Below are 26,776 nucleotides of genomic sequence, written 5' to 3' on the forward strand. Positions count from 1 at the left end.
TTTTATAAAGAAATAAAACTCAATATTCATTTACTAATGAGTATTATTCAATTTACATAAACTAGGGGTTAACAAATGGCAGTAGTCCGCAAATAAACGATCTGTAATGACACTTTTTTCAGGTGCATCAGATCTGTATAGCCATCAAACACGTATTGTTTTAGCTGAAAAAGGCGTTAATGTAGAAATTACTTATGTTGATGATGAAAATCCTTCTGCAGAACTTGCTGAATTAACACCAAAAAGTGAACTGCCAACATTAGTTGACCGCGAGTTGGTACTTTATAATTCTCGCATTATTATGGAATATTTAGATGAGCGTTTTCCTCATCCTCCACTTATGCCTGTTTATCCTGTAGAACGCGCAAAAAGTCGTTTGTTAATGCAACGTATTGAAACAGAATGGTACCCACTTGTTGCTGTGATCATGTCAGATGATGTGGAAAAGGTCGCCACTGCACGTACTATGTTGCGTAATAAAATATTAGAAGTAGTCGCAATTTTTGACCATTTCTTATATTTTATGTCAGAAGACTTCACGCTGGTTGATTGTTATATGGCACCGTTACTATGGCGTTTACCTGAGCTTAAAATTGACTTAGGAATGGATCATGTTGGCATTAAGAGTTACATGGTTCGTGTTTTTGAACGTGAATCATTCCAAGCATCAATGACAGAAACTGAACGTGAAATTCGCGTAGGCTTATAATAACGGAGCAGGTTATGGACAGCATGTTAGTGCAACGCCCTTATCTTCTAAAAGCATTTTATAACTGGATTGTAGACAGTGAATGTACGCCACATATTATTGTGGATGCAACTCAATCCTGCGTAGAAGTGCCAGAACAGTTTGTTGAAAATGGCAAAATTGTTTTAAATATTTCACCTGGCTCTGTGGTGCAATTTTCTATGGATGATGATGCTGTTGCATTTAATGCGCGTTTCTCTGGTCAGCCTACTCAGGTTTATATTCCTATTTACGCGATTGAAGGGATTTATGCTCGAGAAAATGGTGCTGGTACTATGTTCCCTGAAGAGCCTGCCTATGCTCGCCTTAAATGACAGCGTAGAGCCTAAGGCTGAAACAGAACCTAAGAAATCAAAACCTGCTAAAGAAAATCGAGCTGGATTGAAGATCGTTAAGTAATAGCAGATTAAGATCCGCTCTAGAAAATATAAAACCTAGCTTTGCTAGGTTTTTTTATGCCCTTTTAGATAGTTTAAGGTTAATGTAAGTATTATAACCAATAAACAATATAAGTGCAGGGGAGTTGAACCGAAGCGCTGGTAAGGGGTAAAACCAAAAGCGGGTTGAACTTTTTGACGTAAAACACCTTCTGTATTAGAAGCTAGCCTGCCGAGTTCTTTGCCTTGATCGTCATAAATTGCAGTAATGCCATTGTTAGTACTTCGTAGCATCGGCCGTGCGAATTCAATGGCACGCATACGTGCAATTTGTAAGTGTTGATCAGGCCCGATAGAGCTTCCAAACCAAGCATCATTGCTTAATGTTAATAATACACCTGTTTCTTGTAAAATATTCTTTCGTAATAATTCGGGAAAGGCGACCTCATAACATAATGCCGGAGCAAAAGTCGCTAAGCCACTGGTTAGATTTTTTTGCACTTCATCACCACGATGAAAACTCGACATAGGTAAATTAAAGTAGGGGGCTAAGGGGCGTAATAGGTTTTCGAAGGGAACAAACTCACCAATGGGCAAAAGATGATGCTTGCGATAGCGGTTCGTACTTGTTTGTGAATAACTTACCTCAATCGGCAACTGCCCTAACATAATGATGGCATTATGGTATTCATCTGTGTTGATATCGTACTCGATAATACCCGACATTAAGGTTTTACCTTTCATCTCAAGTTCTTCTGATAATGGCTGTAAAAAGCGTTGCATATCGATTTCAAGCCCTGCAATTGCAGATTCAGGCCAAATAATAAGTTCATTTTCACGATCGCTATTATCGCCAGCTTCACTCAAATCTAAATATTTAAATAATGAAGGGTAGAGGTGCTTGGGTAGCCACTTTTTGTTCTGATTCTATGTTGCCTTGAACAAGTGCGACTTTTATGGCGGGTTGTAAATCGGTGTATCTTAGGTTTTGTAAAGCATAGCCACTGCTTAAAATAGCGATAATAACTAAAAAATTAATTAATAATTTTTTCTTTGAATAATAAATGTTAATGCAACACTAATTAATAAAATAGCTAATGTAAGCCCTTGAACACCAAGTATAGGCGCAAAACCTATAAGAGCAGTATCTGCATGGCTATAACCGAGATAAGCCCAAGGAAAGCCTGTTAGAAACCAACCACGGAATGCATCCATTAATAACCAGAATACTGGCAAGATAAGCATATAACGTTGCCAAGTTGAGGCAAATTTAATACGCATAGTTGCCCAAATTGCTAAACTAGGAAAGATAGCTAAATAGGCACAAAGCAATAGGATTAGTGAAGCGCTGACAATACTGGGCATGCCACCAAATAAGTCCATGCTGACATAAACCCAATGGATGGTTGCTACAAACATTGCGAGGTTAAAGCAGAAGCTAATCAGGAAAAACTTTTTGCTACTTTTATCTATTTGTTGCAGAAGTAAAAAGAGACCAATCAAGGAAGGGTAGAGTACCCACCACTGCTGAAAAGGTGCAAAGGCAAAAACCTGAATTGCACCCAGTAGCATGGCAAGAAAAACTTGCATTGCTACTTTTTTAGTACAGTTATCAAAAAAGAAATAACACTATTCTTCAATTTTTTTAACTCTTTTGGGATCCTTACCTGTAATTGTATCAAGCGACGATTATCCGCGTTAATTACTTTAAATTTATAACCATTTACAGAGATACTTTCACCTCGTCCTGGTAGGTGACCAAGGCGATGAATGATCAATCCACCAATAGTATCTTGGTCTTCAAGGTTATATTTTGTGCCAAAGTAATTATTAAAATCATCGAGGTTTGTTAAGGCACTGACGGCATAGGTACGTTTGCCTATTTTTCTGATTTCAGCGACATCGATATCATCAAATTCATCTTCGATTTCACCAACAATGACTTCTAGAATATCTTCGATGGTTACTAATCCGGAAACACCACCGTACTCATCAACAACAATAGCCATGTGATAACGTTGGCTTCGGAAGTCTTTAAGTAATGTATCTAATCGCTTACTTTCAGGTACAACCACCGCTTCGCGAAGAATATCTTCAATTTTAAAACCCTGTGATTCAGAATTAAAACCATATCTGATCAGGTCTTTAGCTAATAAAAGGCCAACAATGTGGTCTTTATCTTCAGTGATAACTGGGAAACGAGAGTGTGCAGAATTAATCAAAATAGGTAGGAACTCTTCAACACTTTGTTGTAAACCAAGTGTTACCATTTGAGCGCGAGGGATCATAATATCACGCACTCGCATGTTAGATACATCTAACACACCTTTGATCATTTCTTTGGTTTTTTGGTCAATTAATTCACGTTTTTTAGCGCCATTAATTAACTCTAATAATTCGTTTTTATTTTTTGGCTCTGCTTGGAAGAGGTTGCCAATTTTGTCGAGCAAGCCTGGTTTGGCCTGCTCGTTGGTAGAATGTGGTTCTGCCATTGCTAGTGTTTACTCATGTTCGTTATAAGGGGCAGGAAAACCGAGTTCAACTAATATCTCAGTTTCTAAGTTTTCCATCTCAACCGCTTCTTCTTCAATAATATGATCGTAGCCAAGTAAGTGTAAAGTACCATGAATTATCATGTGTGCCCAATGCGCCTTTAGCTTTTTATGTTGCTCGGTCGACTCTTGTTCAACTACAGCTTTGCAGATTACCAGATCACCGAGTAAAGGTAACGTGATCCCGGTGGGTTTTGGAAAGGAAATGACAGTACATTGGTTGGTTTGTCTTTTCCTCGATAATCATTATTGAGTTGCTGGCTTTCTTCGAGTTCTACAATACGTATTGTAAGCTCCGCCTCATCACGTGGTGTGGCTATTGATGCACTAATGGCCTGCGATACCCATTTTTCAATATCACTTATTTCAGGTAAGGATAGTTCATCTTGGGTTGCAACTTGCAGATCAACATACAGTTCCATTAGTGTTTATTCGCCTGAAGTTCCATCTTACGATCAAAGGCTTCATATGCGTTTACGATACGCGCAACTACTGGATGGCGAACAATATCTTCGGCAGTAAAAAAGCTGAAACTTATTTCTTCCACATCATTAAGCACTTCTATGACATGGCGCAAACCTGATTTCTGATGATTAGGTAAATCTATTTGAGTGATATCACCTGTAATTACCGCCGTGGAGTTGAAGCCAATACGAGTTAAGAACATTTTCATTTGTTCAATAGTGGTATTTTGACTTTCATCTAATATGATAAAGGCATCATTTAAAGTTCGTCCACGCATATAAGCTAATGGCGCTATTTCAATGATATTTTTCTCAATCAGTTTTTCAACTTTTTCAAAGCCAAGCATCTCAAATAATGCATCGTATAAAGGACGTAAATAAGGATCAACTTTCTGGGAAAGGTCACCAGGTAAAAAACCTAATTTTTCGCCCGCTTCAACGGCTGGACGAGTTAATAATATACGGCGAACCTCTTGGCGTTCTAATGCTTCAACAGCACAGGCAACAGCTAAATATGTTTTACCGGTTCCCGCTGGGCCAACACCAAAACTGATATCATTGGATAATATATTACTAACATATTGACTTTGATTTTCGCCACGAGGCTTAATAACGCCACGTTTTGTTTTGATCGTCAGGCTTTGAGTGCCAACTTTGGCTTCCTCTAAACGTACTTCAAGTAGACGATGATTAGAGATAAGATCTTGCAATGCAAGATGAATATCACCATCGTTTAATGTCGTCGCTTTGCCTTTGATAGGTTGTGTTTCTATGTACAAGTCTTTTAATAGATCATTACAAGCTTGTGCATAACGAGATTCACCTATAATTTGAAAATGTGAGTCTTTATAAACAATTTCCAAACCTAAACGTCGCTCGATTTGTTTGATATTGTCATCAAATGGGCCACACAAAACCGCTAAACGGTCACTATCCTGCGAGCACTAAGTCGAGATGTACTGTTGTTAAATTATTTGTCAACGTTGTCAAACCTTATAATTAAGCTGGCGTGTACGTATGTACACCTAAGTTTTCAGTTTTCTTGTTTACTATATCACTTGGGCGAATGGATTCACGTAAATTCATTTCATTTTCGCCACGGATAAATTTACCACGGATTGAGTTTTTATGTACTTCCGTTATTTCCACATCAACAAACCCGCCAATTGAGCGATGGTCACCTTCAAAATTCACAATACGATTGTTTTCCGTACGGCCACATAATTCCATAATATTTTTACGTGATGGCCCTTCAACTAAAATACGTTGTACAGAGCCGACCATGCGACGTCCAATTTGCTGTGCATTTTGAGTGATTCTATCTTGCAGAATAGCTAAACGTTGTTTTTTGGTTTCTAATGAAACATCATCAGGCATGTCAGTCGCTGGAGTACCAGGGCGTTGGCTATAAACAAAACTATAACTAGTATCAAAACCTATTTCGTTGATCAATTCCATTGTTTGTTGGAAATCATCATCGGTTTCATTCGGAAAACCGACAATAAAATCAGAACTTAACGTCAAAGCTGGGCGAACCGCTTTTAGTGCTGCAATTTTTTGTTTGTATTGCTCAACAGTATGGCCACGTTTCATTAATCCTAAAATACGATCTGATCCTGCTTGTACAGGTAGATGTAAAAAGTCAACTAACTCAGGGGTGTCACGATAAACATCAATAATATCTTCATCAAAATCGATTGGATTACTGGTGGTATAACGCAGGCGATCAATACCATCAATAGAGGCAACATAACGCAGTAGTTCAGAGAAAGAACAATGGTCTCCGTCAAAGGTTGCACCTAGATATGAATTTACATTTTGACCTAATAGGTTAATTTCTCGTACACCTTGCTCTGCAAGTTGTGCTATTTCAAGCAAAATATCGTCAAGAGGACGACTGACTTCTTCACCTCGAGTGTAAGGTACTACACAGAAAGTACAATACTTTGAACAACCTTCCATGATAGAAACAAATGCAGTTGCACCATCAGCTTTTGGTTCAGGTAATGCATCAAATTTTTCAATTTCAGGAAAACTAACATCAACCACGGAAGCAGAGTCTGATTTTACTTGCTTGATCATTTCAGGTAAGCGATGCAGGGTTTGCGGCCCAAAAACAATATCAACATAAGGTGCACGTTTACGAATAGCATCACCTTCTTGGGATGCAACACAACCACCTACTCCAATAATCAGCTTAGGGTTTTCGATTTTTAATTGTTTCCAGCGACCTAATTGATGAAATACCTTTTCCTGTGCTTTTTCTCGAATAGAACAAGTATTCAATAAAATTACATCGGCATCTTCTGCTTCATCAACAGATACGTAACCATTAGTTGAATTAAGTAGTTCGGCCATTTTTGATGAATCATACTCATTCATCTGACAGCCCCAGGTTTTGACGTGTAATTTTAAGCTCATAATAGGTAACTCATCTGTAATGCTAAATACTCATGTAAACTTAAGTTATATGAGTAATAAATAAAAGAGCGCACATTTTACGCATATCATGGCTAACTTGCTACTGTTTGTTTATGCTTGAATTCAGTACAATGGACGTGGTTGATAATATAATCTAATAGCTAAAATTTTTTACCACGAAGAATCTTTATATCTACTTAATTTACAACATAAAAGCATCTTTGATAATGCCTAAAATAATAATTTTAATTGTTTGAGATTAGTCGCAATTTTTATTGCATAAGATAAATTAATAAGCCTTAAAAGAAGGAACAAAAATGATTAACAGACAAATTATCGTTATTGGAGGTGGCATGGTTGGTGCGTTAACAGCCCTGTTACTTGCGAAACAAGGTTTTGTTATTCATCTTATTGAAAAAGCGCCTGATATCCCTGATTTAGATAGCCCCTTCGATTTAAGAGTTTCGGCTTTTAGTGCACAAAGTAAATTATTATTAGAACAAGCTGGTGTTTGGGATAAGTTACCACAAACGCGTTTACGTGCTTATCATGGATTGCAAACCTGGGAACGTGGTAGCCACAAACTTAGTTTTGATAGCAAAGAGTTAGATTTACAAGCCTTGGGTTATATTGCTGAAAACCGTTTGGTGCAAGCAGTATTATGGCAATCCCTTAAAGATTTAGATAACGTTGTTCTCCATGAAAAAAGAACATTATTATCAATAAAGCAAGATCTTGAAAAAGTGACTGTGACCCTAGATAACCAACAAGTCATTGATGCTGAACTATTGATTGGTTGTGATGGTGCCAATTCGGTAACCAGGCGTTTATTAGATATCGGCGTAACGGCATGGCAGTATCGTCAGCACTGTATGCTAATAAATATTAAAACGGATAAACAACAGCATAAAGTAAATACCAGCAATCAAATTAATGATGATAGAGGTATTACTTGGCAAGAGTTTCGAGAAACTGGCCCCTGTGCTTTTTTACCGTTAGCGGGGGATAATGCAAGTTTAGTCTGGTATCACAGTCCTGAAAAAATAAAGCAATTGCTCTCTCTTAATAATACACAGTTAAAAAAGCAGACTATTGTTAGAGTTTCCTAAATTACCCTTTGATTTTGATGTGCTCGATAGTGGCGCCTTTCCATTAATTAGACGTCATGCTCAGCAATACTTTAAAGGGCGAACTGTCATATTAGGCGATGCGGCGCATACCATTAATCCACTTGCAGGGCAGGGGGTTAATTTAGGGTTTAAAGATGTGCAATGTCTAGTTGATTTATTAGTGCATAGTAGCGACTTACCTATGGCGACACTTTTAAAACGTTATCAAATGTTGCGCAAACCACATAACTTGTTGATGCAAACAGCAATGGATGTTTTCTATAAAGGTAGCAAAAGTAATCTTGGGGTAGTTAGAGCCCTACGTAAGATGGTTTTATTTGGTGCGCAACATAGCGGTCAATTAAAAAATAAAGTGATGAAATATGCAATGGGCTTATAAATCGCAACTCATCTTTATTTAAGGAGTTTTATGGCATTTTATTTTGATGGTCCAAGTGATGGACCTCTATTTTTATTTACTCACGGCGCAGGTGCGACTTCGAATTCGAACTTTATGCAGACGATTGCACTCGGATTAGCTGAACAAGGGATTTGTGTCGCTCGTTTTAACTTTGATTATATGCAAATTCGCCTCGAAACGGGATCTCGCAGGCCACCAGAAACGCGCTCCTAAATTAATTGCACAATTTGAAAAACAAATAATAGCGTTAAGCCAACAAAAAAATCGTTCTATGGTGATTGGTGGTAAATCGATGGGAGGGCGAATGGCAAGTTTGGTTGCTTCTATGAGTGATGAAAATAACTTATCAGAGGTTAAAGGCGTTGCCTGTTTAGGTTTTCCATTTCACCCGAGTGGAAAAGCAGATAAATTACGCATTGAGCATTTCCCTCAGGTGAAACAGAAACAATTAATCATTCAAGGAACAAGAGATAAGTTAGGATCATTCGAGGAAGTTGAAAGCTACCACTTACCGAAAGAAATTGAGTGGTTATGGTTAGAAGATGGCGATCATGATTTAAAACCGAGAGTAAAAAGTGGCTTTACTCATCAACAACACATACAAAAAACAATTCAACACTTAGCTAGTTTTATTAAAGAAACCCTTAGCTAAGTATCAGGCGCTGTCATATATCAGTCATAGATTTTTATTATTATATTTCCTTTTTATTTTTTAAGAGATATTTATGCTATTAATCTTTATGAAGTTCTTCGCATTAGGTTGGGTTAGTTTCGGAGGCCCTGTCGCTCATATCGGTTATTTTCGACAAGTATTTGTAGAAAAAGAAGGCTGGTTAACGGATCAACAATACACACAATTTGTTGCATTGAGTCAGTTTTTGCCGGGGCCAGGCTCTAGCCAAGTTGGCTTTTCAATTGGTTATCAGCGCGCTGGTATTGGAGGTGGCATTGTCGCTTTCTTAGGTTTTACACTACCTTCAATCATATTGATGATAGTGGTTGCAAGCATGAGTAGTGCCTTAACGGATAATAGCATTTGGCATTCTATTGTGGCTGGTTTAAAAATATTAGCCGTGATTGTGGTGATTGACGCGACCTGGGGCATGTTCAATAATTTTTGTCGCGATAAATTAACCTTATTTTTAGCGGTAGTGACAGCATTGATATTATTACTAATACCCTCGTTATTAACACAAATAGGCGTGTTGATTTTTGCGGCAATGATAGGAAAGCTTTATTTAATTGAATCTAAGAATTCAATGGTAAACCCTCAAAGTAAATTATCCCTATGGCAACTATTAAGTTTGCCACCTCTATTTATTTATCTTGCTTTATTATTGTTATTACCTCTGCTGGCTAATCTAAGTGAAAACCTTAAACAGGAAGTAGATCTATTTAATGATTTTTTCCAAGCAGGTAGTTTAGTGTTTGGTGGAGGACATGTTGTTTTACCTTTATTGCAAAATATTTTAGGTGAACAAGTCAGTGCTGATGTTTTTTTAACGGGGTATGCAACGGCGCAGGCTGTACCTGGACCGATGTTTACCCTAGCTACATTTTTAGGTTTTGAAATTAATCAAACTTCGCCAATTCTAGGAGCTATAATTGCGACACTTGCTGTTTTTTTACCTGGTTTTTTATTGATTATTATTGTGTTAAAAAATTGGAATGATATCGCCAATAGAACAAGTATTTCTGGCGCATTAAAAGGCGTTAATCGTTGCTGTAGTTGGTTTATTATTAGCAACCCTTTATCAACCTGTTTTCCAAAGCGCAGTACATAATTCGCTTGAAATGGCTGGCGTTGTACTGGGTATTTATTTATTAAAAGGTTTGCAGTTGCCTATTATTGTTATGGTTATTTTGTATGTGCTATTCGGGGGACTACTGTTATAAATTTGTTGAAAAAAGGTGCCGAAGCACCTTTTTTATTATTAAGCTTTGAGGGAAAGCTTAAAATTAGATATTTTGCAAAATCGCATCAACAGATGATTTTGCGTCACCTAATAACATTTCTGAGTTTTCTTTAAAGAATAGCGGGTTTTGAACCCCTGCATATCCTGCTCCCATTGAACGTTTGAAGACAACTACTTTTTCAGCTTCCCAAACGTGTAATACTGGCATACCTGAAATTGGTGTACCTGGCTCATTAGTCGCCGGGTTAACCGTATCATTTGCACCAATAACTAATACCACATCAGTTTCAGGGAAGTCATCATTGATTTCATCCATTTCTAATACGATATCGTAAGGTACTTTTGATTCAGCAAGCAATACATTCATGTGACCCGGTAAACGTCCTGCAACAGGGTGAATACCAAAACGTACATTTTTACCTTTATCACGTAAACGTTTAGTCAAATCAGCAACTGGGTACTGAGCCTGAGCAACCGCCATACCGTAACCAGGTACAATCACGATGTTTTTTGTCGCCTTTAATGACTCTGCAACTTCTTGTGCTGTAGTTTCGTGATGCTCGCCGTATTCTTGGTCTGAGCCTGCAGACACTTTCTTCGTTACCAAATCCACCTAAAATAACACTGATAAATGAACGATTCATTGCTTTACACATAATGTAAGAAAGGATCGCACCACTTGAACCAACTAATGCACCGGTAATGATAAGTAGGTCGTTTGATAACATGAAACCTGTTGCCGCAACTGCCCAACCTGAATAAGAGTTAAGCATTGATACTACAACTGGCATATCAGCACCACCGATTGAAGCCACTAAATGCCAACCAAAGGCAAGCGCGATCACGGTCATGATAATTAATGCTGTAAGACCAAAATCACCACTAACAAAACCAACTAATAAAAAGGCACTTGAAGCTAATACTGCAACATTTATCCAATTTTTACCTGGTAGATTTAGTGTCGCGCTGTTTACTTTTCCGCTCAGTTTACCGAAAGCAACTAATGAACCAGTAAAAGTAACTGCACCAATAAAGATCCCTAAAAACACTTCCACATCATGGATTGTTTTTGCGACGCCTAACAAAATGCCATGATCTAGGTAAGAGTTGAAACCAATGAAGGTCTGCAATTAAACCAACAAAGCTATGTAAAATAGCAATAAGCTCAGGCATTGAGGTCATTTCAACTTTCAAAGCTAAACGCACGCCGACACCCGCACCCACTGCCATAGCAATAGTGATGTAGCCTAGGCCTGTAACTTGTGCACTCGCAATAGTAGCGGCAATCGCAATGACCATACCGATGATGCCAAATAAGTTACCGCGTTTTGCACTTTCTTGGCTACTTAAGCCATTCAGACTCCCGATAAACAGGATAGCAAGCAATAATATAGGTCGCTGTGATTAATCCTTGAGACATGATTATTTATCCTTCTGGAACATTTTCAACATACGGTGTGTCACGGTAAAACCGCCCACAATGTTGATGGTTGCAATTAATATAGCGATAGTAGATAACACGGTTACTACAATATTGTCGCTACCTACTTGGAGCAGTGCACCGATAATAATAATGCCACTGATAGCATTAGTAACACTCATTAATGGGGTGTGTAGTGAATGTGCAACATTCCAGACAACACCATAACCAACAATACATGCCAACATAAACACGGTAAAGTGAGCTAGAAAATCAACCGGAGCAACACTTGCTAACCAGCCAAATAACCCCTGTCGCAACAACTGCTACTGCAGGTTTTATCCATTTATTAGGTGCTTTTTCTTCAACAACGGGAGCTTCTTCTTTCACCTCAGCTTTAGGTGCTCGCTGTTGCGCTTACATTGATAGCTGGAGGTGGCCATGAAATTTCGCCTCCCTTAACAACAGTTGCCCCACGAATAACCTCATCTTCAAAATCAATGTCAATTTGGCCATCTTTGTTTTTGCAAAGTAGCTTCATTAAATTAACTAAGTTAGTTGAATATAGTTGGCTTGACTGAGTTGGTAAACGACTTGGTAAATCGGTATAACCGATAATTTTAACACCGTTATCAGTAGTAAAGATTTCATCTTTTACGGTAAGTGCTGCATTACCGCCAGCAGTGTCACCGCTAAGTCAACAATAACACTACCTGATTTCATTGATGCTATCATTGCTTCGGAAATGATTTTTGGTGCAGGTTTACCTGGAATAAGCGCTGTAGTGATGATGATATCCACTTCTTTTGCTTGTTCTGCCATCATTTCAGCTTGCGCTTTCTGATAACCTTCACTCATAGTTTTAGCGTAACCGGTAGTACTTACTTCTGTTTCTTCAACGTAATCTACTTCAAGAAACTCAGCGCCCATACTTTCAATTTGTTCTTTTACTTCTGGGCGAGTATCAAAAGCACGTACAATAGCGCCTAAACTACCAGCGACACCAAGTGCGGCAAGACCTGCAACACCAGCACCAACAATTAATACTTTAGCTGGTGGTACTTTACCTGCAGCTGTAATTTGACCAGTAAAAAAACGACCAAATTGATTGGTCGCTTCAATGACAGCACGATAACCGGCAATATTTGCCATAGAACTTAATGCATCTAATGCCTGAGCACGTGAGGTACGAGGGACACTGTCCATAGCAATCACGTTAATATTTTTAGCTTCCAGTTTTTTAAGTAAATCTGGGTTTTGGGCTGGCCAAATGAAACTGATCAGGGTTGCCCCAGCTTTCATTTTTTCAATTTCAACATCAGTTGGTGCATTAACTTTAAAGATAATGTCAGATTGCCATAGGGCATCATTATCATCACTAATAACGGCACCCGCATCAGTGTAAGCTTGGTCAGAAAAGCTAGTCGCTATTCCGGCGTTATTTTCTACAAGAAAAGTAAAACCTTGCTTGATCAGCAGTTGAACCGTATTTGGTGTTGTCGCGACGCGGTTTTCTTTTTCTTGGACTTCTTTAGGTATACCTATTTGCATATTTTGCATAGTCAGGTCCGTGATTGCTTAGTTATAATTAAAGGGTATTGATTTTACTTATTATTTACTAAAAGACATAGATCTGGATCATCTCTCTTAGTTTTTATGATTGTAAACTCTGATACTTTGTATCCAATTTCGTTGTTTTGTCACAATATAGAATCAAGCATTAAATCTTAGTGAAAAATGCACTCTTAGGCTAGCCCTTTAAGTCTCTAAATACATTGTTATTACAACGATAACGTTACTTAATATAAGAAAACGCTATATGGTGTTAATGGCATGTAAAAGCGCTGTTAATGCTACGTAAATTCAAGTGTTTTTTGAAATTATTTAACCAAAAACTGATTGTTTGTTTCAATGGTTTTGATAGTTTTTTCATAATCAACAGCGCCACATAATTTTATAATGGCTGGCTTCCGAATGGGTGAGGACAGTCAAAGCTAATACGTTGTTCTGTTGTCGGGTGAGTTAGGCTAATACTGCCTGCGTGTAAAGCGAGACGATTAGGAGAAAGTGATACACCATATTTATCTGCGTAAAAGTCATCACCAACAATGGGATGGCCTATTTGTCGCATATGGACTCGTAATTGATGCGTACGCCCTGTTAATGGAGTTAATTCTACTAATGTTGTTTGTTTTTCTCGCTTGAGTACTTTCCATTGTGTCTGTGAACTTTTGCCTTGTTCAAAGTCGACGATTTGACGTGGTCGATTATCCCAATCACAGCGTATTGGTAAATCGATAAGACCTGCATTCTGCTCGATGATACCTTGCACGCGTGCATAATAAGTTTTATTAATGGTTTTTTGTTGAAATTGGCGACTAATATGACTTTGTGATGATTTACGCATCGCTAAAATAATAATCCCAGATGTCGCTAAATCTAAACGGTGTACCACACAAGCAGTTGGCCAAACTCTTAAAATACGAAGTGCTAAGCTATCCTTATGTTTTTTCCCTACCGGGCACACTCAATAATCCTGCAGGTTTGTTGAGTACAATAATATCATCATCTTGATAAATGATATCTATGTAAGGAGATAGGGAGGGTTATAAACAAAATTGGGCATAGAAATTCCAGCTGTAAGGTCATAAGGCTAAAAGGCGATAAGGCTTTCCAGCATTCAAGCCTTCAAACCTTATCGCTTTATTTTACGATTGTGTTGAAACAATAAATCTAATCGAATCTAGTTTTAGCTGAGTTTGATCTAATATTTTCTCAAAGTTAGCTTGTTGATCACGAATAAATTGAATTTCATCTTCTCGAATATTTGGATTAACTGCTTTTAATGCCTGTAACCTATCTCGCTCACCTTGCAATGTGTGTTGCATATCTGTTTTAGCGTCTAATAAAATATCTGCCATCAAAGATTGTGCTGTTGGAAGCGAGTTTTTAATTAGTTGATGGATTAAAGGTCGCGAGGTATTAGCAATTTTACGGCTGATATGACGATTAACAGGTGTCAATTGACGATCAAAGCTATTAAAAGTAACACTTTCACCAAGGTTTTTGCCATTTTTATCCAATAATAAACGGATAGGTGTGGTAGGTAAGAAACGGCTTAATTGCGCATTATCAGTATTGATGACTTCTACCACGTAGATTAACTCTAGGAACGTTGATGCGGGTGGTAAAGAACTGTTTTTAAGAATAGCGACAGAGGTGGTACCTGTATCACTGCTTAAAATCATTTCCATGCCACCAAGGATCATAGGATGTTCCCAACTTAAATAATGAACATCATCTCGGCTTAATGCTGTTTTACGATTAAAGGTAACCGTAGCACCTTCCTCTGGTAAACCTGGGAAGTCACTGGTTAGCATATGATCCGTTGGTGTTAATACCAAGCAATGCTCGTCTTTATCTTCCTGTTGAACACCAACAACATCAAACAGCTGTAGGGCAAAAGTAGTAAAGTCAGGTAGTTGATCAATTTCAGTAATATCATCGAGTAAATTACTTGAATGCAAAATACCACTAGAATTTATTTCCAGCAAACGATCTCGTCCCTGTTCTAGCTGTGATTTCAATTTCTCATTTTCATTTCGTGTAATAGTGACGAGTTTATCGAATTCACCATTATCATTTTCACCGGTTGCTAATAATGAAATGAGTTGCTCTTTTACTTTTTCATAAATAGTGTGTCCAGTTGGTGTTGTCTGAGTAAAGGCAGATAAACCTTTTTCATACCACTGTTGTAAATGCTCCTGTGCAGTATCTTTCAAATAAGGAGTATAAATTTGGATGTCACAGCGTTGACCGATACGATCTAATCGGCCGATGCGTTGCTCTAATAAATCTGGATTAATTGGTAAATCAAATAACACTAAGTGATGTGAAAATTGAAAGTTACGTCCTTCAGAACCGATTTCAGAACAAATCATTACCTGAGCACCACCTTCAACCTGTGCAAAATAGGTAATCGCTTTATCCCGCTCAACAAGAGATAAACCTTCATGAAAGACTGCGGCTTTAATTGCTTCACGTGTGCGTAATGCTTCTTCAAGGGCGAGTGCCGTTTCAGACTGTCTTTGCGATAATTAATATTTTTTCATTTTTAAATTGCTGAATTAGATCAATTAACCAGCTAATACGAGGATCAAAAGCACACCATGAATTACTTTCTCCTCCTTCGAAGTTTTGATACATCTGTTCTGGATATAATGCACTGAAGGCTTGCTCTTTTAACGTGCCAGAGGGCAACATTTTAGATACTTTTATTGCTGTTTTATATTGATCCGGTAAAGGTAATGCAATTGATTTCAAGATACGTTTAGGAAATCCTTTAATCGCGGAACGTGTATTTCGGAATAATAAACGACCAGTACCGTGTCTATCGAGTAAGTTACTAATTAACTCGCGTTCAGCCTGTGTTCTCTCTTCATCACTAGGCGGAAGATCATCAATTACTTTTAATAAAGGTTGTACATCCTGTTCGCTAAGTAGTTCAGTAATACTATTTTGTGCGTCATTTGATAATGGTTGGTTATCTAGGAGTTGATTCACAGCATCAACAACAGGTTTGTAGCTTGTTTCCTCTTCAACAAACTTTTGATAATCGTAGAAGCGATTAGGATCTAACAGGCGTAAACGTGCAAAGTGGCTTTCATGACCAAGTTGATCAGGCGTTGCAGTTAACAACAAAACACCTGGTGTTAGGTGTGCTAAGGTTTCTACAACTTGATATTCGCGACTTGGCTTTTCAGCATCCCAAATAAGGTGATGAGCTTCATCAACAATTAATAAATCCCATTCAGCTTCGATTGCATGATCAAAGTGTGTTTTTTTACGTAACAAATTAATACTACATAAAACAAATTGTTCCGTTTCAAAGGGATTGATTTCATCGGCATAAGCTTCATTACAACGACTATCATCAAAAATACTAAAATGTAAGTTAAAGCGTCGCATCATTTCAACTAACCATTGATGTTGCAGATTTTCAGGTAAAACAATTAATACTCGTTTAGCTCGACCGGTTATTATTTGTTGGTGAATAATCAGTCCGGCTTCAATGGTTTTACCAAGGCCAACTTCATCAGCAAGTAAAATTCGAGGTGCATGACGCTTACCAACTTCCTCTGCAATGTAAAACTGGTGAGGAATGAGGTCAACGCGTGGCCCCAATAAACCACGTAAATTAGATTTTTGTTGAGCATGTTGATTTAGTAAGGATTTGTAGCGCAAAACAAAGCGGTCAAATTTATCAATTTGCCCTGCAAAGAGTTTATCTTGGGGTTTATTAAATTTAATAAAGTTATTAAGAAATGTTTCTTTTAACTTAACTGGATCACCTGTAGCTAATGAAGTGCCAATATAAGTGATAAGATCGTCATCTTCAACTATGTCTGTTACTAATATTTTGGAATCATCATGGCTAATAATTTCATCACCAATATTAAAGCGTACTCTAGTAATAGGGCTTTCGGTAATTGAATAAAGGCGTTGCTCACCAGAAGTCGCAAACAATAGTGTCAACATACGGCCTTCAATAGCGACGATTGTGCCTAATCCCAATTCTGATTCTGCATCACTAATCCAACGTTGACCTAACGAAAATGTCATAAAATACCACTCACAAATAAAACAAGAAAATAATAAAGGCGCGTATTCTACCTAAACCTATTCATACTATGCTAATCATAAAACTATAAATTTAAGATTCCATAAAATTAGCTTATTAATGAAGAAAAACAAGTGGTGCTCGTTTATTGAGCAAACAAATTTTTTATTCAAATAAATACTTGCCAAGAATAATTCAATCCCTATAATGCGCACCCACAGACACGGCGACTAACCAAAGTTACTCACTAAGTCTAGAGCCAACAAATGCTTAGCATTTGAGTCAAAAATTAAATGATTTAATTTGTTGACAAGGTTCAAGGTTAGCGTATTATACGCACCTCGCCGAAAGGCACGCTCTTTAACAATTTAATCAAACAATCTGTGTGAGCATTGATAGGGTTGTATTTGCGCAAGCAAAAACAACCGGCGCTAGATGAATCGCGAAGCGAATCATCGGTAAGCCGGTTTCAAAATAGTCCTTCGGGACAAAAAGAATCAATATCAATGACACACGAATTAATTCATTAATTCAGAATAACATTGTACTTCGGTACATAGTTTTAGTCAGTAATATTGAGTCAGGTTGCCTTCTTCTTCGAAGAAAACAACCACATTAAACTTTAAATTGAAGAGTTTGATCATGGCTCAGATTGAACGCTGGCGGCAGGCTTAACACATGCAAGTCGAACGGTAACAGGAATAGCTTGCTATTCGCTGACGAGTGGCGGACGGGTGAGTAATGCTTGGGAACATGCCTTTACGTGGGGGACAACAGTTGGAAACGACTGCTAATACCGCATAATGTCTTCGGACCAAAGCAGGGGACCTTCGGGCCTTGCGCGTAAAGAGTGGCCCAAGTGGGATTAGCTAGTTGGTAAGGTAATGGCTTACCAAGGCAACGATCCCTAGTTGGTCTTAGAGGATGACCAGCCACACTGGAACTGAGACACGGTCCAGACTCCTACGGGAGGCGGCAGTGGGGAATATTGCACAATGGGGAAACCCTGATGCGGCCATGCTGCGTGTGTGAAGAAGGCTTTCGGGTTGTAAAGCACTTTCAGTGGGGAGGAAAGGGTATTAGTTAATAACTGATATCTGTGACGTTACCCACAGAAGAAGCACCGGCTAACTCCGTGCCAGCGACCGCGGTAATACGGAGGGTGCGAGCGTTAATCGGAATTACTGGGCGTAAAGCGCGCGTAGGTGGTTAATTAAGTCAGATGTGAAAGCCCCGGGCTCAACCTGGGAACGGCATTTGAAACTGGTTAACTAGAGTTTTGTAGAGGGTGGTAGAATTTCAGGTGTAGCGGTGAAATGCGTAGAGATCTGAAGGAATACCAGTGGCGAAGGCGACCACCTGGACAAAGACTGACACTGAGGCGCGAAGGCGTGGGGAGCAAACGGGATTAGATACCCCGGTAGTCCACGCAGTAAACGATGTCTATTAGAAGTTTGTGGCTATATGCCGTGGGTTTCAAAGCTAACGCATTAAATAGACCGCCTGGGGAGTACGGTCGCAAGGTTAAAACTCAAATGAATTGACGGGGGCCCGCACAAGCGGTGGAGCATGTGGTTTAATTCGATGCAACGCGAAGAACCTTACCATCCCTTGACATCCAGAGAATCACCAAGAGATTGATGAGTGCCTTCGGGAACTCTGAGACAGGTGCTCGCATGGCTGTCGTCAGCTCGTGTTGTGAAATGTTGGGTTAAGTCCCGCAACGAGCGCAACCCTTATCCTTACTTGCCAGCGGGTTATGCCGGGAACTTTAGGGAGACTGCCGGTGATAAACCGGAGGAAGGTGGGGACGACGTCAAGTCATCATGGCCCTTACGGGATGGGCTACACACGTGCTACAATGGCAAATACAAAGGGTTGCTAACCTGCGAGGGTATGCGAATCTCATAAAGTTTGTCGTAGTCCGGATCGGAGTCTGCAACTCGACTCCGTGAAGTTGGAATCGCTAGTAATCGTGGATCAGAATGCCACGGTGAATACGTTCCCGGGCCTTGTACACACCGCCCGTCACACCATGGGAGTGGGTCGCACCAGAAGTCATTAGCTTAACCTTTCGGGGATGGCGATGACCACGGTGTGGTTCATGACTGGGGTGAAGTCGTAACAAGGTAGCCCTAGGGGAACCTGGGGCTGGATCACCTCCTTACGTAAAGAAACTGCTATTAGTGCCCACACAGATTGTTTGATTAGAATGATAAAGCGCAGAAGAAGTCTTATGTCCCCATCGTCTAGAGGCCTAGGACACCGCCCTTTCACGGCGGTAACAGGGGTTCAAATCCCCTTGGGGATACCAAGACACCGAATGGAAAAAGGTTATTAACCTTTTCTTATTATCACTAAATGATAATGAAAGAGAAACACTCTCTAAGTACAAATACTTATAAAGTGTTTTTTAAACACTGCTCTTTAACAATTAGGAAAGCTGATAAAGTTCTTATTTATCGCACAATAACAATGACACTTAGGTGTTGATTGGTGTGATGAATATAAACGAAATCTTACGTTTCATTTATGAAATGTAAATTGTTCTCAATTATTAAAACTTAGGTTTTAGTAATTGTAATCAAGCAAAATAAAAAACAGCTGTAATTCACGTAAGTGATTTACAGTTTGTACGTATCCTGAATGAACAAAACAACGTTCATTCTCGGTGCACGAAAAACGAATGTGTTTTTCATAGTAAAATATGAGGATCGCAAGCGTCTTGGAAACAACATACAGACAATAAGTTTTTTTAAAATTCTTAGAATTTGTATGGTTAAGTGAATAAGCGTGCACGGTGGATGCCTAGGCAATTAGAGGCGATGAAGGACGTGGTAATCTGCGATAAGTCCAGGGGAGTTGATAACAAGCGTTATATCCTGGAATCTCCGAATGGGGCAACCCGGCACTTAGTGTCATCTGTATGTGAATACATAGCATATGGAAGCGAACGAGGGGAACTGAAACATCTAAGTACCCTTAGGAAAAGAAATCAACCGAGATCCCGAAAGTAGCGGCGAGCGAAATCGGGCCAGCCCTTAAGCTAGATAAAAGTTAGTGGAATGCTCTGGAAAGTGCAACGGTACAAGGTGATAGTCCTGTACACAAAAACTTCTACTTAGTGAAAACGAGTAGGTCGGGACACGAGAAATCCTGACTGAATATGGGGGGACCATCCTCCAAGGCTAAATACTCCTAATTGACCGATAGTGAACCAGTACCGTGAGGGAAAGGCGAAAAGAACCCCTGTGAGGGGAGTGAAATAGAACCTGAAACCGTGTACGTACAAGCAGTAGGAGCCGACTTAGTTCGGTGACTGCGTACCTTTTGTATAATGGGTCAACGACTTAATTTCAGTAGCAAGGTTAACCATTTAGGGGAGCCGTAGGGAAACCGAGTCTTAACTGGGCGAATAGTTGCTGGGATTAGACCCGAAACTTGGTGATCTAGCCATGAGCAGGTTGAAGGTTGAGTAACATCAACTGGAGGACCGAACCCACTAATGTTGAAAAATTAGGGGATGACTTGTGGCTGGGGGTGAAAGGCCAATCAAACCAAGAGATAGCTGGTTCTCCTCGAAAGCTATTTAGGTAGCGCCTCATGTATCACTGTTGGGGGTAGAGCACTGTTTAGGCTAGGGGGTCATCCCGACTTACCAACCCTATGCAAACTCCGAATACCAACAAGTGCAATCATGGGAGACACACGGCGGGTGCTAACGTCCGTCGTGGAAAGGGAAACAACCCAGACCGCCAGCTAAGGTCCCAAAGTATATGTTAAGTGGGAAACGATGTGGAAAGGCTTAGACAGCTAGGATGTTGGCTTAGAAGCGACCATCATTTAAAGAAAGCGTAATAGCTCACTAGTCGAGTCGGTCTGCGCGGAAGATTTAACGGGGCTAAACATATCACCGAAGCTCGCGGACGCGTATTTATACGCGTGGTAGAGGAGCGTTCTGTAAGCCGTCGAAGGGAAAGGTGTAAACCATCCTGGAGGTATCAGAAGTGCGAATGTTGACATGAGTAACGATAAGGGAGGTGAAAAACCTCCCCGCCGGAAGACCAAGGGTTCCTGTCCAACGTTAATCGGGGCAGGGTGAGTCGACCCCTAAGGCGAGGCCGAAAGGCGTAGTCGATGGGAAACGGGTTAATATTCCCGTACCCTTTATTATTGCGATGGGAGGACGGAGAAGGCTAGGTGGGCCTGGCGATGGTTGTCCAGGTTCAAGTGTGTAGGTAGGTGACTTAGGTAAATCCGGGTCACTATATACTGAGACACGATGTCGAGGTACTAAGGTACTGAAGTCATCGATGCCATACTTCCAGGAAAAGTCTCTAAGCTTCAGATAATAAAGGATCGTACCCCAAACCGACACAGGTGGTCAGGTAGAGAATACCAAGGCGCTTGAGAGAACTCGGGTAAAGGAACTAGGCAAAATGGTACCGTAACTTCGGGAGAAGGTACGCCTTTGACGGTGATGAGACTTGCTCTCTAAGCTGTTAGAGGCCGAAGATACCAGATGGGCGCAACTGTTTATTAAAAACACAGCACTGTGCTAAATCGCAAGATGACGTATACGGTGTGACGCCTGCCCGGTGCCGGAAGGTTAATTGATGGGGTTAGACTTATGTCGAAGCTCTTGATCGAAGCCCCGGTAAACGGCGGCCGTAACTATAACGGTCCTAAGGTAGCGAAATTCCTTGTCGGGTAAGTTCCGACCTGCACGAATGGCGTAATGATGGCCATGCTGTCTCTACCCGAGACTCAGTGAAGTTGAAATCGCAGTGAAGATGCTGTGTACCCGCGGCTAGACGGAAAGACCCCGTGAACCTTTACTACAGCTTAGCAGTGAACTTAGAGCCTACATGTGTAGGATAGGTGGGAGGCATTGAAGACAGGTCGCTAGATTTGTTGGAGCCAACCTTGAAATACCACCCTTGTATGTTTTGAGTTCTAACCATGGCCCCTGAATCGGGGTTTGGGACACTGTTTGGTGGGTAGTTTGACTGGGGCGGTCTCCTCCCAAAGCGTAACGGAGGAGTACGAAGGTTGGCTAATCACGGTCGGACATCGTGAGGTTAGTACAATGGTATAAGCCAGCTTAACTGCGAGACAGACACGTCGAGCAGGTACGAAAGTAGGTCATAGTGATCCGGTGGTTCTGAATGGAAGGGCCATCGCTCAACGGATAAAAGGTACTCCGGGGATAACAGGCTGATACCGCCCAAGAGTTCATATCGACGGCGGTGTTTGGCACCTCGATGTCGGCTCATCACATCCTGGGGCTGAAGTCGGTCCCAAGGGTATGGCTGTTCGCCATTTAAAGTGGTACGCGAGCTGGGTTTAGAACGTCGTGAGACAGTTCGGTCCCTATCTGCCGTGGGCGTTTGAGAATTGAGAGGAGGCGCTCCTAGTACGAGAGGACCGGAGTGGACGAACCGCTGGTGTTCGGGTTGTCATGCCAATGGCATTGCCCGGTAGCTACGTTCGGAATCGATAACCGCTGAAAGCATCTAAGCGGGAAGCGAGCCTCAAGATGAGTTCTCACTGGAGATTTAATCTCCCTAAAGGGCCGTTGGAGACTACAACGTTGATAGGCAAGGTGTGTAAGTGCGGTAACGTATTGAGCTAACTTGTACTAATTACCCGTGAGGCTTAACCATACAAACTCTAAGCATTTTGAGTGTTAGAGATTGTTCCAAGAAATGATGATAAATCATCAATAAAAATACGTTTGTGATAGACATATTTTACTAAGATATTGCAGATTATAAAAAGAACATTAGCTTTCTTAATTAAGTTTTTGTCTAGCGACCATAGCACTGTGGTCCCACCTGATCCCATTCCGAACTCAGAAGTGAAACGCAGTCGCGCCGATGGTAGTGTGGGGTTTCCCCATGTGAGAGTAGGTCATCGCTAGGCGCCTAATACGAACAATCCCTGTTGACTCCGTCAGCAGGGATTGTTTCGTTTTACGCACTTGAAGCACGATGACCAACTCGAACATGGGATTATAAAAAGTATGCCGAAGGCATTTCATATCATGTGATAGTAGGGCGAATATCGCGACAGCGATGGTTCATGAGCGGAGGAGCTCTGCGACGACTTTCCATCGCTAGACACCTATTTAAAAAAAGGCCTGATAGAAATATCAGGCCTTTTTTGCTTTTTGAGGTTTGTAATAGTGGCCCCATCAACGTCAAACAAAGTTGCGTTAGTCCACTGGACTAACGGACCTTGCTCTCCTTCCCATTCCGAACTCAGAAGTGAAACGCAGTTGCGCCGATGGTAGTGTGGGGAAGGTTAAGAGCCTGCCGTAGGCAGAATCAAAACATGTGATAGTAGGGCGAATATCGCGACAGCGATGGTTTATGAGCGGAGGAGCTCCGCGACGACTTTCCATTGCTAGACACCTTTTTTGCTTTCTAGTGTTTGTGATAGTGGTCCTATCAACGTCAGGCAAAGTTGCACAATTCCAACCAACTTCCTTATGCCACTGGCATAAGTGTTTTTCTTCCATTCTCCACTGGACTAACGGACCTTGCGCTCCTTCCCAGTCAGAACTCAGAAGTGAAACGCAGTTGCGCCGATGGTACTTAGTTGCATCTTGTTTCCTTGAACCTTGTTCAAGGGACTGCAATGCAAAAGGGTTTCCCCATGTGAGAGTAGGGCGAATATCGCGACAGCGATGGTTTATGAGCGGAGGAGCTCCGCGACGACTTTCCATCACCAAGCGCCTAATACGAATAATCCCTGTTGACTTTGTCAGCAGGGATTTTTTCGTTATTACTTCTTTAAATATTTTGATAAATAACCATTTTGATATTCCTTCACTGGTTGTTTCACAGAAAACTAAAATTTTAAAAATATTTAATATTCCCACCTTGAAATGTTTATTCCAAGCCCCATCTATCTTGTATTGTTTAATATTACCAATCAACAAAAGAGAAAGAAATATTATGGAACATCAACAAAATCATACTTTTAGTGCCGATACGGGTAAACTTCTTAAATTAATGATCCACTCTTTATACTCTAATAAAGAGATTTTTCTTCGTGAACTTGTTTCTAATGTCGCCGATCTTGCTGATAAGTTACGTTTTAAAGCACTTTCTGATGGTACTCTGTTTGAAAATGAAGCAGACCTTCGTGTTCGTTTGAGTTTTGATGCAGAAGCTAAAACAGTAACTATTAGTGATAATGGTATTGGTATGACGCGTGATGAAGTGATTGAACATTTAGGTACAATTGCTAAATCTGGTACAAGTGACTTCTTCGAGCAACTTTCTGGTGATCAAGCAAAAGACTCTCAATTGATTGGCCAGTTTGGTGTTGGTTTCTATTCTGCATTTATTGTTGCTGATAAAGTAACTGTTAATACACGTAAAGCAGGTGAAGATGCATCAACAGGTACTTGTTGGCAGTCATCTGGTGAAGCTGATTACAGCGTTGCCGATATCGAAAAAGCGGATCGTGGTACTGAAATAATTCTGCATCTTCGTGAAGAAGAAAGTGAATTTTTAAATGATTACAAACTTCGTTCTATTGTTTCAAAATACTCAGATCACATCAGCATTCCTGTTGAAATGTTTGTTGAAGAGGTTGCTGAAGTTGAAAATGAAGAAGGTGAGAACACACCTGCTGTTCCTGCACATTGGGAAGCAATTAATAAAGCAACTGCATTATGGAGCTGTGCTAAATCAGAGCTTAATGATGAACAGTACCAAGAGTTTTACAAGCATATTGCAAATGACTTCGAAAACCCATTAACTTGGAGTCACAACAAAGTTGAAGGTGAGCAAGAATATACTAGCCTTTTATATATTCCTAAGCGTGCTCCATTTGATATGTGGAACCGTGAAAAAGCACACGGCTTAAAACTTTACGTTCAACGTGTTTTCATTATGGATGATGCAGAGCAGTTCATGCCGACTTACCTGCGTTTTGTGAAAGGTGTTTTAGACTCAAATGACTTACCATTAAATGTATCACGCGAAATATTACAAGATACACGTACTACGGGTAAATTACGTAGCGCTTGTACTAAACGTGTTCTTTCTATGCTAACTAAGTTTGCTAAAAATAATGAAGAAGAATATAACGCATTCTGGAAAGAGTTCGGTCAAGTTCTAAAAGAAGGCCCTGCTGAAGACGCTGGTAATAAAGAGAAGATTGCTAAGTTATTCCGTTTCTCTTCAACTGAAACTGATGTCGCGACTCAAACTGTATCTTTAGACGACTATATTAGCCGTATGAAAGAAGAACAGGATAAAATTTACTACATTACTGCTGATAGTTTTAATGCGGCTAAAAATAGCCCTCATCTTGAAATTTTACGTAAAAAAGGCGTAGAAGTTTTATTATTAAGTGACCGTGTTGATGAGTGGTTATTAAGCCATTTACCTGAATATGACGGTAAAAAATTCACTTCAGTTACACAGGGTGATTTAGATCTTGGTAAACTTGACAGTGAAGAAGATAAAAAAGAGCAAGAAAAACAAGAAACTGAATTCGCAAGTTTCATTAAACGTGTTAAAGAAGTATTAGGTGATAAAGTAAAAGATGTGCGTTTAACACATCGTTTAACTTCAACACCTTCTTGTATTGTTGCAGACAGTGATGATATGAGTACTCAAATGGCAAAACTTATGGCTCAAATGGGACAAGCTGTTCCTGAAAGTAAGCCAATATTTGAATTAAACCCTGAGCACGTGATGGTTGTTAAATTAGCAGATATGGCTGATGAAGAGTTATTTGCACAGTGGACTGAGTTATTACTTGAGCAAGCAGTGTTATCGGAAAAAGGCAGTTTAGATGATCCATCTGAATTTGTTGGCCGAATTAATAAATTACTTCTAGCTTAATCGCTCAAAATTGAAACAAAGGCCAGCTAAATGCTGGCCTTTTACGTTGTAATTATTGAGAAAAATGCATTAAACGTGTAAATTTCTTTTTCATTTAAAAAATACAAAAGGATGTAAGTATGCGCATTATCTTATTAGGTGCTCCAGGCGCTGGTAAAGGTACACAAGCTCAATTCATGATGGACAAATATGATATCCCACAAATCTCAACGGGTGACATGTTACGTGCAGCTGACCAAAGCGGGTACTGAACTAGGCTTAAAAGCAAAAGAGTTAATGGACGCAGGACAACTTGTTTCTGATGAATTAATTATTGGTTTGGTTAAAGAACGTATTGCTCAGGAAGATTGTGCAAAAGGTTTCTTACTTGATGGTTTCCCTCGCACTATTCCACAGGCAGATGCGATGAAAGAAGCCGGTGTCATTGTAGATTTCGTGCTTGAATTTGATGTACCAGATGAAGAAATTGTTAAACGCATGGCTGGGCGTCGTGTGCATTCTGGTTCTGGTCGTACTTACCATATCGTTTATAATCCGCCTAAAGTAGAAGGTAAGGATGATGTAACGGGTGATGACTTAGCTATTCGTCCTGATGATGAAGAAGCGACTGTACGTAAACGTCTGGAAATTTATCATGCACAGACAGCACCTTTAATTGCTTATTACCAAAAAGAGGCAGAGCAAGGTAATGGTGCGCATCACAAGTTTGATGGTACTAAAGCAGTTGATGTTATCAGTGCTGAGTTAGCTAACATTCTTGGTTAAGTTAAGTATTACCAAGACTATTCTTTATTAGGGGCTTAAGGCCCCTTTTTTAATGCCAGAATTAAAAGTTCACATAAAAAATGATAAAAACCAGTT

General features: G+C 39.9%; 10 protein-coding genes, 1 tRNA gene, 3 rRNA genes and 10 pseudogenes. 14 read left to right on the top strand and 10 right to left on the bottom strand.

Going from position 1 to position 26,776, the window contains the following annotated elements; translation table 11 throughout:
- Positions 1-85: 85 nt before the first annotated feature.
- Together sspA and ACLKMH_RS07355 are read left to right on the top strand one after the other, a co-directional pair.
- Positions 86-709, top strand: a pseudogene (sspA, locus tag ACLKMH_RS07350) (stringent starvation protein SspA); the annotation flags it as partial.
- A 23-nt stretch (positions 710-732) separates the two neighbouring features.
- A pseudogene (locus tag ACLKMH_RS07355) lies at positions 733-1,147 on the top strand (ClpXP protease specificity-enhancing factor).
- A gap of 44 nt (positions 1,148-1,191) precedes the next feature.
- Here ACLKMH_RS07355 and lnt read toward each other — a convergent pair.
- The 6 genes and pseudogenes from lnt to miaB all read right to left on the bottom strand — a co-directional run bounded on the left by lnt (position 1,192) and on the right by miaB (position 6,562).
- Positions 1,192-1,992, bottom strand: coding sequence for an apolipoprotein N-acyltransferase (lnt, locus tag ACLKMH_RS07360; protein ID WP_413701453.1), 801 nt, complete (start codon positions 1,990-1,992; stop codon positions 1,192-1,194).
- 171 nt (positions 1,993-2,163) lie between these two features.
- Complete coding sequence (locus tag ACLKMH_RS07365) at positions 2,164-2,715, bottom strand: hypothetical protein (protein WP_413701454.1); 552 nt, start codon at positions 2,713-2,715, stop codon at positions 2,164-2,166.
- 2 nt (positions 2,716-2,717) lie between these two features.
- Complete coding sequence (gene corC / locus ACLKMH_RS07370) at positions 2,718-3,617, bottom strand: CNNM family magnesium/cobalt transport protein CorC (protein WP_413701455.1); 900 nt, start codon at positions 3,615-3,617, stop codon at positions 2,718-2,720.
- A gap of 9 nt (positions 3,618-3,626) precedes the next feature.
- Positions 3,627-4,099 (bottom strand): annotated as a pseudogene (gene ybeY, locus ACLKMH_RS07375) (rRNA maturation RNase YbeY).
- Positions 4,099-5,122: pseudogene (locus tag ACLKMH_RS07380) on the bottom strand (PhoH family protein). The pseudogenes ybeY and ACLKMH_RS07380 overlap by 1 nt, the downstream one beginning before the upstream one ends.
- Before the next feature lie 18 nt (positions 5,123-5,140).
- The gene (gene miaB / locus ACLKMH_RS07385) at positions 5,141-6,562 is read right to left on the bottom strand and encodes a tRNA (N6-isopentenyl adenosine(37)-C2)-methylthiotransferase MiaB (RefSeq protein WP_413701456.1); all 1,422 of its coding nucleotides are present in this window, start codon (positions 6,560-6,562) and stop codon (positions 5,141-5,143) included.
- 317 nt (positions 6,563-6,879) lie between these two features.
- Here miaB and ACLKMH_RS07390 point away from each other — a divergent pair, with 317 nt between their 5' ends.
- The 5 genes and pseudogenes from ACLKMH_RS07390 to chrA all read left to right on the top strand — a co-directional run bounded on the left by ACLKMH_RS07390 (position 6,880) and on the right by chrA (position 9,988).
- Positions 6,880-7,671 carry an FAD-dependent monooxygenase gene (locus ACLKMH_RS07390; RefSeq protein ID WP_413701457.1) on the top strand — a complete coding sequence of 264 codons (792 nt, stop codon included), beginning with the start codon at positions 6,880-6,882 and terminating at the stop codon, positions 7,669-7,671.
- On the top strand, positions 7,655-8,071 hold the full coding sequence (locus ACLKMH_RS07395) for an FAD-dependent monooxygenase (protein ID WP_413701458.1): 417 nt from the start codon (positions 7,655-7,657) through the stop codon (positions 8,069-8,071). Before ACLKMH_RS07390 ends, ACLKMH_RS07395 begins: the two co-directional genes overlap by 17 nt.
- 30 nt (positions 8,072-8,101) lie before the next feature.
- On the top strand, positions 8,102-8,305 hold the full coding sequence (locus ACLKMH_RS07400) for an alpha/beta family hydrolase (RefSeq protein WP_413701459.1): 204 nt from the start codon (positions 8,102-8,104) through the stop codon (positions 8,303-8,305).
- Complete coding sequence (locus ACLKMH_RS07405; RefSeq protein ID WP_413701460.1) at positions 8,226-8,744, top strand: alpha/beta family hydrolase; 519 nt, start codon at positions 8,226-8,228, stop codon at positions 8,742-8,744. The genes ACLKMH_RS07400 and ACLKMH_RS07405 overlap by 80 nt, the downstream gene beginning before the upstream one ends.
- 73 nt (positions 8,745-8,817) lie before the next feature.
- Positions 8,818-9,988, top strand: a pseudogene (gene chrA / locus ACLKMH_RS07410) (chromate efflux transporter).
- 63 nt (positions 9,989-10,051) lie between these two features.
- Here chrA and pntB read toward each other — a convergent pair.
- The 4 pseudogenes from pntB to rapA form a co-directional block, all read right to left on the bottom strand.
- Positions 10,052-11,428 (bottom strand): annotated as a pseudogene (gene pntB / locus ACLKMH_RS07415) (Re/Si-specific NAD(P)(+) transhydrogenase subunit beta).
- Positions 11,429-11,430: 2 nt separating this feature from the next.
- Positions 11,431-12,979, bottom strand: a pseudogene (locus ACLKMH_RS07420) (Re/Si-specific NAD(P)(+) transhydrogenase subunit alpha).
- Positions 12,980-13,382: 403 nt separating this feature from the next.
- Positions 13,383-14,054 (bottom strand): annotated as a pseudogene (locus ACLKMH_RS07425) (RluA family pseudouridine synthase).
- Positions 14,055-14,136: 82 nt separating this feature from the next.
- Positions 14,137-17,050: pseudogene (rapA, locus tag ACLKMH_RS07430) on the bottom strand (RNA polymerase-associated protein RapA).
- A gap of 405 nt (positions 17,051-17,455) precedes the next feature.
- Between rapA and ACLKMH_RS07435 the strand changes: the two are divergent.
- The 7 genes and pseudogenes from ACLKMH_RS07435 to adk all read left to right on the top strand — a co-directional run bounded on the left by ACLKMH_RS07435 (position 17,456) and on the right by adk (position 26,680).
- Positions 17,456-17,578, top strand: coding sequence for a hypothetical protein (locus ACLKMH_RS07435; RefSeq protein ID WP_413701461.1), 123 nt, complete (start codon positions 17,456-17,458; stop codon positions 17,576-17,578).
- A gap of 94 nt (positions 17,579-17,672) precedes the next feature.
- Positions 17,673-19,215 (top strand): 16S ribosomal RNA (locus tag ACLKMH_RS07440).
- A 71-nt stretch (positions 19,216-19,286) separates the two neighbouring features.
- Positions 19,287-19,362: transfer RNA gene (locus tag ACLKMH_RS07445), tRNA-Glu, on the top strand.
- 463 nt (positions 19,363-19,825) lie between these two features.
- Positions 19,826-22,714 (top strand): 23S ribosomal RNA (locus ACLKMH_RS07450).
- A gap of 143 nt (positions 22,715-22,857) precedes the next feature.
- Positions 22,858-22,973 (top strand): 5S ribosomal RNA (rrf, locus tag ACLKMH_RS07455).
- Together the 16S, 23S and 5S rRNA genes with 1 tRNA gene alongside form the textbook arrangement of a ribosomal RNA operon.
- A gap of 1,037 nt (positions 22,974-24,010) precedes the next feature.
- A complete protein-coding gene (htpG, locus tag ACLKMH_RS07460) occupies positions 24,011-25,915 on the top strand; it encodes a molecular chaperone HtpG (protein ID WP_413701462.1) in 1,905 nt (634 codons plus the stop codon).
- Between the two features lie 119 nt (positions 25,916-26,034).
- Positions 26,035-26,680: pseudogene (gene adk, locus ACLKMH_RS07465) on the top strand (adenylate kinase).
- Positions 26,681-26,776 lie beyond the last annotated feature (96 nt).

It is taken from the genome of Psychromonas sp. KJ10-10 (assembly GCF_047323245.1).
Taxonomy (GTDB): domain Bacteria; phylum Pseudomonadota; class Gammaproteobacteria; order Enterobacterales; family Psychromonadaceae; genus Psychromonas.